Source organism: Myroides sp. LJL115 (genome assembly GCF_054871665.1).
The window spans coordinates 48,158-63,998 of record NZ_JBTXLS010000006.1; the positions used below are offsets into that span (position 1 = coordinate 48,158).

The 15,841-nt window shown below is 33.4% G+C and carries 25 protein-coding genes; 6 read left to right on the forward strand and 19 right to left on the reverse strand.

The window, feature by feature from the left end; genetic code table 11:
- Nucleotides 1-138: 138 nt before the first annotated feature.
- Genes ACYSNX_RS02715 through ACYSNX_RS02750 form a run of 8 tightly spaced genes read right to left on the reverse strand, consistent with a single transcriptional unit; the run spans nucleotide 139 to nucleotide 4,961 of the window.
- Nucleotides 139-615: a hypothetical protein gene (locus ACYSNX_RS02715; RefSeq protein WP_461753150.1), complete on the reverse strand. Its 477-nt coding sequence runs from the start codon at nucleotides 613-615 to the stop codon at nucleotides 139-141.
- Nucleotide 616: 1 nt separating this feature from the next.
- Nucleotides 617-1,111 (reverse strand): hypothetical protein, encoded by a 495-nt coding sequence (locus ACYSNX_RS02720; protein WP_461753151.1) that lies wholly within the window; start codon nucleotides 1,109-1,111, stop codon nucleotides 617-619.
- Between the two features lie 32 nt (nucleotides 1,112-1,143).
- Nucleotides 1,144-1,581, reverse strand: a complete 438-nt coding sequence (locus ACYSNX_RS02725; protein ID WP_461753152.1) for a hypothetical protein — start codon at nucleotides 1,579-1,581, stop codon at nucleotides 1,144-1,146.
- Nucleotides 1,582-1,583: 2 nt separating this feature from the next.
- Entirely contained in the window at nucleotides 1,584-2,261 is a 678-nt protein-coding gene (locus ACYSNX_RS02730; protein ID WP_461753153.1) for a DUF6808 domain-containing protein, read from the reverse strand.
- Nucleotides 2,258-2,596, reverse strand: coding sequence for a hypothetical protein (locus ACYSNX_RS02735; RefSeq protein ID WP_461753154.1), 339 nt, complete (start codon nucleotides 2,594-2,596; stop codon nucleotides 2,258-2,260). The genes ACYSNX_RS02730 and ACYSNX_RS02735 overlap by 4 nt, the downstream gene beginning before the upstream one ends.
- 1 nt (nucleotide 2,597) lies before the next feature.
- Entirely contained in the window at nucleotides 2,598-3,038 is a 441-nt protein-coding gene (locus ACYSNX_RS02740) for an N-acetylmuramoyl-L-alanine amidase (protein ID WP_461753155.1), read from the reverse strand.
- Nucleotides 3,038-3,985, reverse strand: a complete 948-nt coding sequence (locus ACYSNX_RS02745; RefSeq protein WP_461753156.1) for a hypothetical protein — start codon at nucleotides 3,983-3,985, stop codon at nucleotides 3,038-3,040. The genes ACYSNX_RS02740 and ACYSNX_RS02745 overlap by 1 nt, the downstream gene beginning before the upstream one ends.
- Before the next feature lie 16 nt (nucleotides 3,986-4,001).
- On the reverse strand, nucleotides 4,002-4,961 hold the full coding sequence (locus tag ACYSNX_RS02750) for an HK97 family phage prohead protease (RefSeq protein WP_461753157.1): 960 nt from the start codon (nucleotides 4,959-4,961) through the stop codon (nucleotides 4,002-4,004).
- 180 nt (nucleotides 4,962-5,141) lie between these two features.
- On the opposite strand from ACYSNX_RS02750, the gene ACYSNX_RS02755 reads away from it, so the two are divergent.
- The 6 genes from ACYSNX_RS02755 to ACYSNX_RS02780 all read left to right on the forward strand — a co-directional run bounded on the left by ACYSNX_RS02755 (nucleotide 5,142) and on the right by ACYSNX_RS02780 (nucleotide 10,752).
- Nucleotides 5,142-5,603 (forward strand): helix-turn-helix domain-containing protein, encoded by a 462-nt coding sequence (locus ACYSNX_RS02755; protein ID WP_461753158.1) that lies wholly within the window; start codon nucleotides 5,142-5,144, stop codon nucleotides 5,601-5,603.
- Nucleotides 5,600-7,114, forward strand: a complete 1,515-nt coding sequence (locus tag ACYSNX_RS02760; RefSeq protein WP_461753159.1) for a hypothetical protein — start codon at nucleotides 5,600-5,602, stop codon at nucleotides 7,112-7,114. Before ACYSNX_RS02755 ends, ACYSNX_RS02760 begins: the two co-directional genes overlap by 4 nt.
- Complete coding sequence (locus ACYSNX_RS02765; RefSeq protein ID WP_461753160.1) at nucleotides 7,062-7,535, forward strand: hypothetical protein; 474 nt, start codon at nucleotides 7,062-7,064, stop codon at nucleotides 7,533-7,535. Before ACYSNX_RS02760 ends, ACYSNX_RS02765 begins: the two co-directional genes overlap by 53 nt.
- 2 nt (nucleotides 7,536-7,537) lie before the next feature.
- Complete coding sequence (locus ACYSNX_RS02770) at nucleotides 7,538-8,830, forward strand: phage portal protein family protein (RefSeq protein ID WP_461753161.1); 1,293 nt, start codon at nucleotides 7,538-7,540, stop codon at nucleotides 8,828-8,830.
- A gap of 125 nt (nucleotides 8,831-8,955) precedes the next feature.
- Nucleotides 8,956-10,110 (forward strand): minor capsid protein, encoded by a 1,155-nt coding sequence (locus tag ACYSNX_RS02775; RefSeq protein WP_461753162.1) that lies wholly within the window; start codon nucleotides 8,956-8,958, stop codon nucleotides 10,108-10,110.
- A 111-nt stretch (nucleotides 10,111-10,221) separates the two neighbouring features.
- Nucleotides 10,222-10,752: a phage virion morphogenesis protein gene (locus tag ACYSNX_RS02780; protein WP_461753163.1), complete on the forward strand. Its 531-nt coding sequence runs from the start codon at nucleotides 10,222-10,224 to the stop codon at nucleotides 10,750-10,752.
- A gap of 363 nt (nucleotides 10,753-11,115) precedes the next feature.
- On the opposite strand, the gene ACYSNX_RS02785 is transcribed toward ACYSNX_RS02780, so the two are convergent.
- The 11 genes from ACYSNX_RS02785 to ACYSNX_RS02835 form a co-directional block, all read right to left on the reverse strand.
- On the reverse strand, nucleotides 11,116-11,448 hold the full coding sequence (locus tag ACYSNX_RS02785; RefSeq protein ID WP_461753164.1) for a hypothetical protein: 333 nt from the start codon (nucleotides 11,446-11,448) through the stop codon (nucleotides 11,116-11,118).
- Nucleotides 11,449-11,497: 49 nt separating this feature from the next.
- The gene (locus ACYSNX_RS02790; RefSeq protein WP_461753165.1) at nucleotides 11,498-12,019 is read right to left on the reverse strand and encodes a DUF4468 domain-containing protein; all 522 of its coding nucleotides are present in this window, start codon (nucleotides 12,017-12,019) and stop codon (nucleotides 11,498-11,500) included.
- Nucleotides 12,016-12,753: a hypothetical protein gene (locus tag ACYSNX_RS02795; RefSeq protein ID WP_461753166.1), complete on the reverse strand. Its 738-nt coding sequence runs from the start codon at nucleotides 12,751-12,753 to the stop codon at nucleotides 12,016-12,018. The genes ACYSNX_RS02790 and ACYSNX_RS02795 overlap by 4 nt, the downstream gene beginning before the upstream one ends.
- A gap of 2 nt (nucleotides 12,754-12,755) precedes the next feature.
- The gene (locus tag ACYSNX_RS02800) at nucleotides 12,756-12,932 is read right to left on the reverse strand and encodes a hypothetical protein (RefSeq protein ID WP_461753167.1); all 177 of its coding nucleotides are present in this window, start codon (nucleotides 12,930-12,932) and stop codon (nucleotides 12,756-12,758) included.
- A 103-nt stretch (nucleotides 12,933-13,035) separates the two neighbouring features.
- Entirely contained in the window at nucleotides 13,036-13,296 is a 261-nt protein-coding gene (locus ACYSNX_RS02805) for a hypothetical protein (protein ID WP_461753168.1), read from the reverse strand.
- A 22-nt stretch (nucleotides 13,297-13,318) separates the two neighbouring features.
- The gene (locus ACYSNX_RS02810; protein WP_461753169.1) at nucleotides 13,319-13,756 is read right to left on the reverse strand and encodes a hypothetical protein; all 438 of its coding nucleotides are present in this window, start codon (nucleotides 13,754-13,756) and stop codon (nucleotides 13,319-13,321) included.
- Nucleotides 13,750-14,088: a hypothetical protein gene (locus tag ACYSNX_RS02815; protein WP_461753170.1), complete on the reverse strand. Its 339-nt coding sequence runs from the start codon at nucleotides 14,086-14,088 to the stop codon at nucleotides 13,750-13,752. The genes ACYSNX_RS02810 and ACYSNX_RS02815 overlap by 7 nt, the downstream gene beginning before the upstream one ends.
- A 2-nt stretch (nucleotides 14,089-14,090) precedes the next feature.
- Complete coding sequence (locus tag ACYSNX_RS02820; protein ID WP_461753171.1) at nucleotides 14,091-14,312, reverse strand: helix-turn-helix transcriptional regulator; 222 nt, start codon at nucleotides 14,310-14,312, stop codon at nucleotides 14,091-14,093.
- Nucleotides 14,313-14,538: 226 nt separating this feature from the next.
- A complete protein-coding gene (locus tag ACYSNX_RS02825) occupies nucleotides 14,539-14,967 on the reverse strand; it encodes a hypothetical protein (RefSeq protein ID WP_461753172.1) in 429 nt (142 codons plus the stop codon).
- Between the two features lie 3 nt (nucleotides 14,968-14,970).
- The gene (locus tag ACYSNX_RS02830; RefSeq protein ID WP_461753173.1) at nucleotides 14,971-15,165 is read right to left on the reverse strand and encodes a hypothetical protein; all 195 of its coding nucleotides are present in this window, start codon (nucleotides 15,163-15,165) and stop codon (nucleotides 14,971-14,973) included.
- 8 nt (nucleotides 15,166-15,173) lie between these two features.
- Nucleotides 15,174-15,839, reverse strand: a complete 666-nt coding sequence (locus ACYSNX_RS02835; RefSeq protein ID WP_461753174.1) for a hypothetical protein — start codon at nucleotides 15,837-15,839, stop codon at nucleotides 15,174-15,176.
- Between the last annotated feature and the right edge of the window lie 2 nt (nucleotides 15,840-15,841).

Below are 15,841 nucleotides of genomic sequence, written 5' to 3' on the forward strand. Positions count from 1 at the left end.
TTTTTTTGACTTTAGGCGCATCTGCCAACATAATAGTAAGTTCTATTAGGGTGCATTGAAGAATTTCTTTTTTCGACCAACCTGTTTTTTCAGCAAAAAGGTAGATTAGTCCAAAGACGCTATGGAAGCTTTCACTTGTTAACTCGTCTTCTGATCTTGACTCAGATTCATCGGAGTTGTAATCTTCATCGCTCTGATTGATCTGATAGTACTCATAAAATCCTCTATGCCTGAATAAAGAATTGAGATCTTTAATAAATAACTAACTTCTTTGGAGCTTAATCTAGTCCGTATGATATAGCTAAGTATAGGAGATAACCAGTATAGATAATCTTTATCCAACATTGCATAAGCAACTATCCTAGATACCTTCTTTCGATGTTTTAATAGTAAATCATAAGCCTGAGCTACAGTTAATTCTTTCGATGGATCAATATCCATTAAACTAAATAGTCTACTTATTTTTAGAAGCGTTGATAACTTCAAGTCTTTTATCTCCAAGTTTATTTTACGTACAATAAACAAAGTGATTACCTGTAAAAAAAGAGGTGCAGGTATTGGTACCTTAACACCTCTTTTAAGTAATATATTTGCTGCTTTTAATTCCTGATCCATATTATGGAGTTTTAGTTCCAATCAAAACAGGAGACTTACCAGCACCAGGAGACATTGGCTTTAACGTTACCTCTAATAGGGCCATGCCATCATGAATAAACTTTGCATTATATTTAGTCGTTACTCTACATTTAGGAAAATGGAATGGCATACCCGTATTTGTGATTAGTTCGATAGCTAAATAAATGCTTTCAGTATTAGTACTTTCTGCGTACTGCCCATTAACTATAGTACCACCTTTTAGCTTAACTAATGTTTCAGGCGAATAATCAAAAGTTGAAAATTTTATTTGTTTTGCTCCTTTTTGGACGAAGATCTCGATAGGATCCTCTTCCTGATCACAATACTCTTCAGTAATTTGAGGATCATCCTCTGTAAATTCAACGGAGTTCTTATAAGTTCTACACAATTCTTCTAATTGTTCTGGCATCGATCCATCCGCTGTCACTTCTCCAGCATTCAAGACTTTCAGTCCATATGTTCTTTTTTCAGACATTTTAAATACTCTTTAAATTATGTTTAATGATTTTACTTTTCTTCAGCCTCAATAGTTTCTGAGTCCTGTGAACTACCATCTCCTGGACTAGATTGCTCTTCATCAGTTGATGTGTTCGTGCCTTCTTCAGTAGCTTCTTTATGATTCTCTATTTCAGATTCCTTTTCCACAATAGCTTGCCTCAATTTCTCTAGGCCCATATTGTAGCGAGGCTTATTATTATAGAGCTTTTCATATTTTTCAGACAACTGTATTCGCTCATTATCTACTTCCTTAGATTCTAACTTAATAGCATCGTTTGTTTTTCTTTGATAGAAGTACACCGATTTATTCTTTTGTAAATTAGAATGAGTAATTGCTCTTTCTTTATCCGTGAAACCTTGACCATCTGTTGTCAAGTGAATTGCATCAAGATTATGAATACGCATCATTTCTTGTGCTTTGTCTTCTAGTTCTTCTCTTGTTTTCATCTTTAAAAATTAAGTACGTTGTAGTTAAGCCCTACACCGATATAGGGTTGAGTTACGAGTTGATTATTATTAATAGCTACTGCATAACCTGTCGATACTCCTATGCCAAACCTTCGTTGTGACTTTTCTTGTAGTGTGAAAGAATTAAGTCCTTTTATTGTGACTCGTGGATCATCTGAGTATATATCTATATAACTCTCTTTAGGACCTAAAATCCATGTCCTTTTACTATATCTTGCTACGTTTAGTTTAACCTTATAGTTTAGATCTAGTAGTTGCTCTTGTGGCTTGTATAACAGAGATAAATACTTGTCTTGATAAGTTACAGTACCATCTTGTTGGTTCACGAGCTGTAGGGTAGCATCCAGTTCTGCATTTACTTTTGTCACCTGTTTTATCTGAGATATAGATATTTGTAAAGCCGTAGCCAAAGAATCTGCATATTGACTAGTTATTGCTAGTCGCTTTTCTAATTCTGTATCCTTTATTTTCTTTTCGACAAAAACAGTATGTTTAATGCTATCTCTGATGTACTCTTTTACCACTTCATTTTTACCTGAAGAAGTAAGAAGTTCTTTGTATTGTACTTGTCGCTCTTTATTCTCATTATATTGCTTAAACGCAAATACACAGAGTGTGATTGATATACAAGTCAGTACTATAATTATCAAGTTCTTCATTTTAATATCTTGTTAACTAATTGTTGGGTTTTTGATCTATATAGACTATCGGTGACAGTCTGTTGTTCTTCTAATTTGATTGCTTTTTCTTTATAGAAAATCATATCTTCATAAAGCAAGATTCGATCTTGTCGTTCTTGGAGAATAAGGCTGTATAATTGCTTTCTTTCTGCTTCACAATCATCGACACTTTCCTCTCGTTTATAAAATACACTGATCAGCATACCTCCGAATAACACTAATAATCCTATCAAAAATGCAATCATAACAGCCTTAGGATATTTTTGGATTTCTTCTATAGAAAAAGGCTTGGGTAATTCAGGAGTTGGTTTCATGCTATAAATTGATTTCTTTAAGCCAGTCTGTTACTTCAAAGGATGGACATTCTTTTGTCCATTCATTAGGAGTGATGATCCCATCCCCATTTAGATCGGGGCTAAGGTCCCTATGTCCAACTATTTTAGCATTTGGGAATAACTGTTTTGCTTTTCTAACTTCTTGTTCTAAAGCTGTCTTTTGCGCTTGTGTTCTATTATCTAAACCTCCTTGGCCTCCAATATAACTAATGTGATAAGCTCTCGAATTAAACCCTTGGACACCATTAGTTATCTTATCAGGAGTAGCGAGTGTAACTACATTACCATTAGCCTCTATTAGTTTATGGTATCCTGGAGACTTCCAACCAAGTGTGTTCCTCCAAAAGTTTTTGATAACTTCTACACTTTGAGTTTGTGGTGCACCTGTACAATGCACCACAATTAGGTCAACCTGCCTCATTAAACACTCATTGCTTGCATTAACACACCAACTCCCTCATAACCTTTACGTCTTGCACGTCCACCACAACGAACTAAGAAGGAATAAATATCCCCGTAGTATGTTGGGTCTCCAATATTTTCAAAAGCTTCAGTAGTTCCTATTGCTTTCTCAAGAGTTAGAGAGTTCCAAAATAAGCATCCTTCAGAGTCGTTAGCCTCGTTAACCGAACCGAATGCTTTAAATGTTTTGTCTTCTCCTAAAATATATACGCTTGAACGTTCTAAGATTTGCCACCCTTGAACCTTATATATTACCCCAGCTCTTCTCTCAGCTTCTGATGTAGCTTGCATGTAAGTTGCAGTAGTAGGAGAATCAGCAGGAAACATTTGTGCGACAGCATCTGGAGTAAGAAGTGCAAACATCTTACCTTCTGTCCAAGCTTTTTGCTTCATCATGAAAGTCTTCATAGTTTGAAGATCCTTTAAAGAATAAGCTTTTCGCTTACCAGTTGCTCCAGACAAAGTTGCGTCTACTATAATAGAAGAATCTGTAAGGATAATATTGCTTTTTGGCAGCTCTTTACTATCTCCAACAGGTGATACGACAAAATTTGTTAACATCCCTTCTGCTACCTCTTCACTTAAATTGGCTACATCTTGATCTAAAATACTTCTGCGTTTTTCGTATGATAACTCCTTAGTATCAGCATTAGAGATTCTAACAGGATCTGTAGTATACTCATCGATTTGATAGAGAACTTCTGAATCTTTTCTTTCTTGTACTTGTGCAGGTAGAGAGCTTCTGTTTTTCACTACTTTACTTGGCGCACCTGCTTGTGGTAGATGTACAATTCTACCATTAATAATATTGTCAGAAGACACATCACTTACGTGGTTAAGAAAAGAATTGTCTTCTAATAACTTCTCCTGTATCGTCTCTGCCCATACTTCAACTTGTAATCCCATCTTGTATTGTATTTAATTATTGATTAGGTTCTTTTCCAAAATGCATTTTAAAACGCTCTTTAAAATACTCTGGGTGATCTGATTTAAGAGTCATTAAATACCCTCCTTTATCCAATTCACTCCAACTCATTTTATCAAATGAGGATAATGTAGCTTGTTTTGTCTCTAGCTTATCAGCAATGTTCTTACGTTTTGGTAATGCCTTTAATAACTTTGTACCTTGGGCAAACCCTGAAGTAGCTACCATTTCCTCAATTGGTTTACGTCCTTGTTCATCAAGTCTACCATCCTTGACTGCGGATTCAATCTCTTGATCGAACTCAGCCTTAAGTTGAAGCTCTTTCTCTTGAACTAATTTTTCGTTTGCTGATTTTAAGGCAATTACTTCTTGTCCTTTAGCTGTTAGTTTTAACTCTAAATCTTTTACTGCGCCTAAGACATCTGTTTCGGACGCGCTATCACTTAATTGTAGGTGTTTAATTACTTCCTTCATTACTTGTGGTTTATTTATGGTTCTATTTTGTGCAGATAAACACAACTCATTTATTTGTTCTTTACTCAGTGCTATTCCTTTTTGATCGTACAATATTATTGTATTAGCATTGGATGGAACTGCTACGAAACTAATCTCCTTTAATTCACATTTAATCAAGACTAATTCCCCATCTATCAGGACAAAGTCTTCATCTCTAAAGTCGAATCCCATCGAGGTTCCTACAATAACTCCAGCGTTAATCTTTCGGATTACCTCTAACCCATCTTTATCTTGAGTGTCAAATTCAGGAGTACCTGTGAACAGGTGTCCTTTGAATTTTAAGTCCTTCCAAAGCCCTAATACATCTTTTGTATTATTCTTATGATCATTTAAGCAAATAGGATTACCCATGAATCTTTCTAGGGATATTCCTGTATTAAGGATTTTAAACCCATAATTATTTATTTTATTCTCGTCATTTAAGACATACGGCTTGCTCATCTCTTTTGTCTTTTCCCTTGTTTGTTGATGCAAATATTTAGCGAAAAAAACACTCTCAAAAGTTGGCAATCTATGATACCCTAAATCCAAGGGTATCATACTCTGAATATTGGGGTATCATACTTTATCAGCTTTCACACACCTACTTATTACAGCACTTTTGTAAAAAAATAAGAGAGTATGGCAAGAATGACAAAAGAGGAACAGGAGAAAAAAAAGGAACATGCAAAGCTGTTGTACATCAAAGAAAACATCGATTCCCAAAAGGAAATTGCTGATCGCGTTGGAGTCTCTGAACGCACAATTTCTAGATGGATAGATCAAGAAGCTTGGAGAAAGCTTAAAAGAAATATTCTTCTTACTAGAGAAGAACAGATGATCAACCTAATGGATGAACTCGCAGAGATAAACGAATCAATTAAGAACAAGAAAGAAGGAGCACGTTTCGCAGATCACAAAGAAGCTCAGGTTCGTCGGCAGTTAGTTAAGGATATCAAAGACCTTGAAACAAAAGCAATGCTTCCAGAGATTATCAATTCACTTACACAGTTCTTAGACTTTGTAAGAAGGCAAGATATTGATGATACTAAGCTGTTAGCAGGTTATGTTGATCACTTTATTAAAGAAAAACTTAGAGGATGATACCAGTAACTAGAATGCAGTCAAGAGAAGATAAGGTCGCACTAGACTTCTGGACCGAATATTACAAGTCTTTACAAAATACAGAAGTTGTAGACTCATCTGAACCTGAAGAAGAAAAAAGAAAGCGTATTAATCGCCTTGAAGCTGACCCTGAAGAGTGGTTTAAATACTATTTCGAAAAGTATTGCACTGCTGAACCAATGCCATTCCATAAGAAATCAACCAAAAGAGTTATAGGTAATCCTGAATGGTACGAAGTACGTCCTTGGTCTAGGGAGATGTCTAAAAGTGGACGAACAATGCTTGAGATGCTATATCTGCATTGCACAGGTAAAAAGCGATTCACGTTCATGATTTCCGCAACTAAAGATGCAGCTGAGAGATTATTAAAACCTTATAAATTGGCTTTTGAAAAAAACCCTAGGCTAAGAAATGATTACGGTGACCAGGTATCTTATGGTAGTTGGACATCAAGCGATTTTACAACAAAAATGGGTTCAAGGTTTATTGCTGTAGGTGCAGGACAAGCCCCACGTGGTGCAAGGGAGGAAGAGTTAAGACCTGACTCTATTATTATGGATGACTTTGATACAGATGAGGAATGTCGCAACCCTGATTTGATTGATAATAAATGGAAGTGGTTTGAACAAGCCGTGTATGGTACCAGGTCTATTTCTAATCCAATGTTAGTTATTTTCAATGGAAACATAATAGCAGAAAACTGCTGTATTAAAAAAGCTATGGAAGTAGCTGACTTCTTTGAAATAGTTAACATCAGGGATAAGGATGGGAAAAGTAGTTGGCCCACAAAAAATACTGAAGAAATGATTGACAGGGTTCTTTCCAAAATATCTAAAGAAAGTGCCCAAAAGGAATACTATAATAACCCAATAACTATGGGTAAGGTGTTTGAAAAATTAAGGTATGGTAAAATGCGACCGATCAAAGACTATAAATGGTTAATCGCATATACAGATCCAAGTTACAAGAAAAATGGAGATACTAAAGCTACAGCACTAATTGGTAAATGGAAAGATGAATATCATGTTTTAAGAATGTATTGTGGACACGTTAGCACTGCACAAATGCTAGATTGGCAATACGATATTCTAAACTATGTAAACGATAGAGTTCCTGTGTATTTTATTATTGAATGGCCATGGATCGATGACATGTTAAAACAAGAAATTAAACTAGCTAATAAAAGACATGGCATCACTCTAGCATTAAAAGCAGACGACCGTAAAAAACCAGAGAAATACTATCGAATAGAAGCAAACCTAGAGCCTTTAAACCGAAATGGCAAGCTAATATTTAACGAAGCCATTAAAGACACTGATGGGATGAAAGAAACGGAATTTCAATTTCTAGCCTTATCACCTAAATCAAGAGCTCATGATGATGCCCCTGATGGTGTCGAAGGTGGTGTTTGGAGTGCTAATAACAAAGCAAAACAAAGTGCAGGACCTCCTAAGATTTACAAACCAGTACAGAACCAAAAACGATATTAAAATGTATAAAGAATATTTATCTATTGATGAGTTTAAAACTCATGCAAGAAGCGAGGAAATAAATGCAATAATCCGTGGAGATGAAACAATAGCATTAGCATCCATTGATATTGCTATTGAATTTGTCTCAAGTAAACTGATGAAGCAATATGATACAGATAAGATATTTTCAGAAATAGGAAACAAGCGAAATCCCTTAGTTCTTAAAACTGTTAAGGATATTGCTCTTTGGGAGCTTATTGGTTTATGTAATCCTTCGATTGACTATAATGACAAGAAATTTAGATACGAAGAATCTGTATCCTGGTTAACTGCAGTATATAAAGGAATGCCTACCAAATTACCTAGAATTGAAGAACCTGAAGATAGATCAAGTTCTTTTTCTTGGAATTCAAATCCCAAACGAACTAATCATTACTAATTATGGCACGTACATTAAAGAATAAAAGGAACAAACTATACGGTAAAAGTTTAAAAATAAGTCAAACATTAATAGTAAAACCCCCTCAAAGGAATATTACTGGTATTGATCGATGGAAAAGCGCAATGCAACAGGCAGACAGAGGCAGAAGAGCAAATCTAATCGAATTATATGATAACCTATTAATTGATACAGTTCTTTCAGATGCAGTGGGTAAAAGGATTCGAGCAATCACTAATAGTGATATTGTATTTCAAAAAAATGGTAAAGAGATTGAGCCCATCATGGACTTAATCGACACGCCAGCATTTGAAGAACTATTAGAAGAGTGTATGAAGACTAAGTTCTATGGCAAGTCAATCATTGAGCTTGACTTCTCAACAGGTTTTAAAATTACGTCTATCGATAGAAGGCATCTAAACACTGAAACAAAACAAATACTAGTTAATCAATACGATACTAATGGTGTTAGTTACGCTGAGCAAAATGATTTCATCTTAAATCTAGGAAAGGATAACGATTTAGGTATATTTCTAAACACTGCCCCACATGCTATTTTTAAAAGAAATGGAGGAGCAGACTACGCTCAATTTTGTGAGTTATTTGGAATACCAATGCTTGCAGGGTTATACGACCCAAACGACGAGGCGGGTCGTCAAGAAATGGAAAATGCCTTTGCAAATCGTGGTTCTGGAGGCTCAGTTGTTATGAGTAAAGAATCAGACATCAAAACAATTGGAAACTCACAGTCAGGAAATGTAGATATACATGACCGTTTCTTAAAGAGATGTGATGAACAGATACTAATTGGTATTGTTGGGCAAACAATGACAACCCTTGATGGTTCATCCTATTCTCAAGGGAAAGTTCATGCCGATGTAGAGAATGAAATAAATAAAGCAGATAGAAGATTTATTCAAAGAATCTTAAATTTTGAATTATTACCAAGATTAGCAAAAAGAGGGTACCCTGTGGAAGGTGGCTGGTTCTCGTTTCCTGAAAAAGAAAAAGCTCTATCAAAAAAAGAACAACTAGAAATTGCTATTGAAGTTGACAATAGAACTGAATATGGTATAGATGAAAAGTATTGGTATGAAAATTTTGGACTTCCTAAAGGTAGTCTTAAAAAGGAAAAAGCTCCTAAAGTTCTTATTGAAAAAGAAGAGCAAGAAACTGATACAGAAGAAATATCCAAAACTTCGAAAAAAACGAATAAACAAACCCTTAGTTCTAAAAAGATAAACTATAGTTTTTGGAGAAAAGTGGTTGATTTTTTTCAGCGAGCTCCTCGATAGAACTCAAACTATACGAGGAGCTTGATTGGAAAGCTCTTAATGAGAAATACAGTAATACTTGTACACATTCGCATACCCTATCTGCTAAGGAACCTGATTGGGCTGATAAATTAGCAGCTCAGTGGATGGATGTCGTAACAGGGGTATATAAGGCAAAGGGAGTTGAAAAAGATTATATCTCTAAGCCTGTTGTTCAGGCACAAGGAAAGGAGTTCTCTAAAGCAATTGATACCGAGTTCGGACAGATTGATTTTAATTCCCCTGATTATGTACTTCGAGAGACATTGAAGAAGAATACATGGGATTTCTCTATAGCTAAGAACTACAACGATAACATCAAGTTAAATAATCTATTATTAAATTCTGATGGATCTTTACGTTCATGGAATGACTTTAAACATGAAGCTCAAAAGGTTGTGGGAGACTCTATAAAGTATTTAAAAACGGAATATGACACTATAGTTGCTTCTGCTCAGATGTCTCGTATATGGCAAGATTTACAGCGTACAAAGGATATATTTCCCTTTGTGCAGATGATTGTGGTTAAAGATGGTCGCACGTCAGATACTTGTGAGTCACTTGCTGATGTGATATTTAATGTTGATGATCCATCACTTATGTATTACTGGCCTCCTAATCATTTTAATTGTAGAACTACAATTAAAAAGTTGCGTTATGGTGTACCTACTGCAAAGTATGATTTGCCTGATATACCTGAAGAGTTTAGAAACAATGTAGGAGTAACAGGACAAGTATTTACTGCTGAGAATAGTTATATATCAAATACACCTAAAGAAGTATTACTGCTTTCAGATTCTTTTTATAAAGCACAAAATGAATATGACAAGTACAATACTCCTGAGTATTACGATGTAGAGTTGAGTACTTCCAATGGAGTAAAAGCTATTCATAAAGGGCACACGTTTGATCCTAGAACAGGTCATTATGAAAAAGAGATTCAAAATATTCTTTATGAGAAAGGCAATAGAATTATACTGACAGATGAAAGCTCTGATGTGCCAGGAAAGAAAGTTGATGGAATACTAAATGAACAGACTTTTGACATTAGTAGTATTTTAGGTGAAGGAAAAAACACTATTAAAAGAGCATTCCAGCATAGTGAAGCTAAAAAAGCAGAAGTAGCTATTATTCATTTCCCTATTACATCTAATTATTCTAAAAGTAGAGTAATACAAGGTATACGGATGTATCAAGGACAAACCAAATATCGTTTTAAAGCAATTATTATTGTGGTAGATGGAAATTACTTCTACATATAAAAAAAGCACTCTAAAATTAATTAGAATGCTTCGGCACAATGGGAGGCCTTACCCTGTCCCTCTGTGGTACAAATATACAAATTATTTAAACATCTTTTAAAAAATATTTAAATGGCAAAAAAATCAGCAGATCAGTTTGCTAAAATTCAAAATCGACTTGCTAGTACTTTGAGATCCTTACCTGAAATAATAGGTAATGAAGTTGTTAATTTCTCTTTGAATAGTTTTGAACAAGAAGCCTGGAGTGGAGATAGTCAAGAAGTATGGCCAAAAAGAAAGAATCCAACTAAATGGGGGATGAAAAGTGATACAGATAGAGCATTGTTAGTTAAAACAGGAAAACTTAAAAGATCCATACGAATCACAAGGCTAATAGAAAACCGCGTATTTGTAGGAGCTGGTGGTCCTGATATACCTTATGCTAAGGTTCATAACTATGGATTCAAGGGCTCAGTTAATCAAAAAGTTAGATCTTACAAAAGGAAGGTTCAAGGAAAAACAATTGATATTAAAGAACATAGTAGAACAATTAATCAAAATATTCCTAAAAGACAATTTATAGGAGATGAAAAGGATTCACCTTATTTAAAAGCAAGACTTAGACGAGTAGCAATCGCTGAACTAAGAAAAATATTCAAATAACAATGGAAAAATTATATTTAAAACTTCAGGAGCTCCTATCACATGTAGGCATAGAATATATTGATCTAGATATGGGACAACTTAATGAAGAGGTTCCACCATTAATTTATCCCGCTTGTCTTATTGATATATCATTACCAGATTGTAGTGATATACATTCAGACATACAATCAGTAAAGGCATTATTTACTATAAAAGTAATAACAAACGCTTTAGGAGAAACTAATTCATTGGCTCCAATTGGAGTTAGAGAAAAATCACTTGATTATTTGCGTCTTCAAGATAAAGTATATGAAAAACTACAGGGATACAATGATGAAAGTTTTTATTCTTTTAGTCGAAAGAGCGTTCAACCGTCTAGTATTAGAAAAGGTTTAAAGATATCTGTCCTGACCTTTGAGACATCTTACCATGATTATACTGCCAGTTCATAGAAGGATAAGTATCTCTTAGGTCATTTACAGTAATGGATTTTAATTCGATAGCTGTAATTTGATCTGATTGCTGGGCAAGTAAATCTGCTATTCTTGACTGTGATATAAAAAACTCTGACTCTAGCAGTTCTAACACTCTAGAGAATTTAAGATGATTAAGAGTAGAATAGAAGTAGAAGCGAGCAACCAATTGTTGGTTTCGCCTCTGTATTAGACCCTCATTTCGGCCCTTCTTCACATTATGTACTAACATATTACTCATAGCACAAAAATAACAAACCCCGACATGTCAAACAAGTCGGGGTTTGTTATTAAAAATCACTATCAGATTGCTTATGCATAGATTTTATAAAGCTTTCTTGATACATTTTTAAATCATTAAAAGCTTCAATAGAGCCTGAATCAACATTATCGAGCATTGATGGAACTAGAGGTATTCTTATAGAAGTTAAGAAGCTCTTTTCAAGATCACTAAAAATAAGTCTATATTTCCCATCTTTTACTATTATTTTTCCAATAAAATAAACAGCCACTACTTCATGTCTATTGTAAATTTTCTTTTTCCTTATTTCTTCTACAACTACATAGCTTTCCGATTTAGCACTAAAAAGGATTTCTCCACGCGACTCATCCTTACTTAAAATTTCTGTGTTTGCATCTCTATTTTTAGACGCTACCCAATCTAATGCATTACTATACAAAATCTGTTTATCTTGAATAGTATTTACTATTGTATCTAGCTTATACATTCGAGAAATTTCATCTCTTATTAGTTTTTGACTATAAGATTTTATACTGAATAGCGCTAAGCTGATTAAGAATAATTTTTTCATAAATTACTTTGTATTTCTATAGTAATATCTCTGGTTATTTTCTCTGGTTTTTCAACCAAAATACAGCTATCTAGCTCTAAATGTTTTTTCTCAATGAAAAAAAGTATTTTTTCTAGTTCTCTTCTCAAACTATATAAGTCAATTGATGTTGGCTCATGATCATTTTTGTTTCTCTTAATAGTACTTAAGGTTAGACTGATAATGTTGTAATTTTCATAATAATCAGCTGGGCTATTAAATATTTTTGGCTGAAATTGATATGGTTTACCTGAACTAAAGCCAGTAGTCAAAATAACTAAAGAACCGGCTATTTGATCTTTCTTATCGATAAACACACCTTCTGAATTTGGTCGTATAAAACTTAAGCTACCAAAGTATACTGCGTCTATTTCTTGTAATCCTTTTATTCTCTCTTCCAAATGATGTAAAGTATTCCTTATAGGCCTAGTATCTGCATTAAATTCCGTTTTTTGATTATAATAACTTTCAGATATCTTATTAAGTAAGCTATAAACTTTATCAGCGTAATCAATAATATTCCATGCAAAGCTTAGTATTATTGAGTGATCTAGACAATCTTCTTCTTCAATTTTATTTTTAATATTTTCATGTAGAGAGTTATAATTAAAATCTATTACCATATAATATGATATCATCAAAGAAATCTCCTCTAGGTAATGGTAATTTAACTTAGATTTTCTGTAAAACAGGCAAGAATCTGTATTTAACAACATAGTTAATCAATAAATTTAATTAAATCGAAAGAAACTTCTATTAGATATCCTTCATTATCTTCTATTAATCCGAAAGAAATATCACTTCCTACCTTATCTTTTTTAATGATCCATTGATGAAAAAAACCTTTAAATATTGATCCTCTATTTGAGTATTCTACCTTACGTAATATCTTCATGTAATAAAAAATTAAAGTTAATTTTCAAAAATAAACATTAAATCCTTGACAAGGATATAAAAACAAAAAAGAGTTAACCACATAAGCAGCTAACTCTTTTTTATTATTCTAAAGCCATATCTAGACCGATTATATCTTTACACATTGTTTTTCTAATTACTGCTGTTTGTGACTGGCTAACAATAATACAGATAGTCATACAAAGCTTAATTTTATTATTTATATTCATCCTTTTATAACTAGGATGCTTATTCATGATGTCATTTACTTTCATTAAATTTGATAAATTTCTCTTTTTACCATCTAACGTTTTACTACAATCAGCAATTTCTTTTGCTAACCTTTCAAAATTATTTTTACTCATAATCAAACTTTTTACTAATAAATTAATACTCATTCTCGAAGTACCTACCATTAATATAACGGCTCAAATGAGCTTTACCAATCTTCTTTGAAGCTAAATACTCCTCGTATGGCTTAAGCCCCTGAAAACACTTTAAAATGTCAATTTCTGAAAGCTTATTGAAAGCTTTGATTGCATCTTGTTTCGAAACTTTATATCCATACATTTCCCATAAAGCCTCAAAACTCAAATCTGCAGGAGCTTTTTCAACTTTAAACTTCTTTCTCATTTTAAGGTCTTGTACCCAGTTCTTCTTTAAACTATCCTCAGTCTCTGGAAAACGTGAACTATATAACCATGTGATTTGGGCTTCATTAAGTAATTGATTCTTTTCGAAAGCTACTAAGACACCATTCAAATCGTACTTAAATATAAACTCAAGGCCAATATCTAACCCTTTTACCTTATATATTGTTAGCATAACTTTTGATCTAATTGATTAACAACTTTGTTTAAAAGGGTAAAATGTAGGTGGTTCTCCGTTTCTACATATGGAATTATAACAAGCAATAATTCTTTGAATGCATATGCCTGGTAATATTTTAATTTTACTGAATGATTCTTTTTTGCATTGAACAGATCTGACTGCCTAGATATCTTCTTAAACATGTTGTCAAACCTATCAGTTAACTCATATCCAATAGTCACCCATACTTTTGATAAACCACCTTCTACCTTTAGTTTGTCTACATTAGAAAACCATCTAGATAGGGCCCATAATGTATCGTTATTTATCTTTAGTTTAATATCCATAATTAAGATTGTTTATTCCTTTTTCTTAAATCTTCCTTTACTAAATCATCTATAGTTACTCCTAGATAATCACTGATCTTTACTAAGAGCCATAAAGGAGGTTCTGATGCCCCTTCTTCATATTTAGCATATCGTACACGGGTAATATCTAATTTTTCTGCGAGTTCCTTTTGTGATAATTCGAGTCTATACCTCTCACATCGTAAATTAAAAGCTAACTTCATGTCTCAACTATTCTATTTATAACACTACCGCATTGATCACATACAACTATTACCTGTTCAACGGTACAAGCTCTTTCCAAGACTACTCCATATTTCACTCCTGTATGCTTACAATTTTTCTTATTTACTAATCTAATTTGAATACATCGTATAACTAGAACCGCTATAATAAATAAGATAATGCCCCCCCCTATAGAGAAGGAGATACAGTGTAATATATTTTGAACTACTTCCATTTCTTTTGTACCATTTTTTCTAAAGCTGATATTACTCTACTAAGCTCTAATTGATTCATTTTTTTCAAAGGCTTCTGAACTGGACTTCTATCACTTTTAAGCCATTGACCTAATTTATTAATATCAGCTACATCTCTACCTTTTACCTCTGTAACCATACCCAGCTGCCTTAATAAACTTAATATATACTTATGTTTAGAGTTGCTATTATCGAAGTACCCCCAATTATTATAGGCATTAGCTTTAATACTTTCTACACCTTGAGCTTCAAGTATTTTATTTGCTTGGTCAAAAGACAAGTCATTTAGACTTGTCTTATTGTTATCTGAAGTAGCCCATTGGACTAGCTCTTCTTTTATATTCACATCGAACTTACAGTTCTTACGAATAGCTATCTTCTGTTCTTTTGTTGCCTCCATAACTTATAACTTCTCAACTTGCATCGTTTCAAATGTTCTTGTATCCCAATCGCTAGGGGAAATTACTACACAATGATTTCGATTACATTCAAATACACCTACTACTTCTTCGATTAATTTGTTTTCATCAACCTCTATATAAACTTCTTTATCCTGTTCTGCTTTACTAAGCTTTTTTATCAATTCTCTAACTGTCATACCTACTATTATCTAATTGAAAAACTAAACTCCATTCTTTTTTCTATTCCTGGTTCAAACTCAACCATTTTATAACCACGGGCATACATGCTAGTTCTAATATCTACAATAGCATTTTCAATGATATCCATTCCCTCATTAAATAGGGATGATTTAGCAACATCCCTTTTCTCATTTAGCTTACGTACAAGCTTAGGGTTATAATTTCCTTGAACATCTGTCTTTAAAAATGTATTTAAAAAAGACATCATTATTTGTTCATTTTCATCATCACTTGCTAAAGAACTCATGTATTCTTTAATCTTAACTATCCCTTCAGACTCAGTTCCATCGAAAGAAGGTTTAATATTCCAACCTATTTTGATAGATGCAGAACCATCTTTCTTGGTAAAAGTATGAGAATCCTGGTCTCTTTTCTTATTTCCATAAGTTTCGACTCTCGATTCAATTATTGAATTTGCATCATTGAATAAATGAACAATTGCTTCATTAGAAAGTGATTGAATATTCACAAATTTGTCTATATGGGTATCTACAATCCCCTCTGTTAAATCAGCTAGTATAGCAATGTTATTTTTTCTCTGTTCAGCTTCTTTTACTTGTTTTTCTAATAATTGGCGCTCTAATTCTTTGATTTCCGATAGACTTAAGTCTGTTAATTTTATTTGTTGCATGT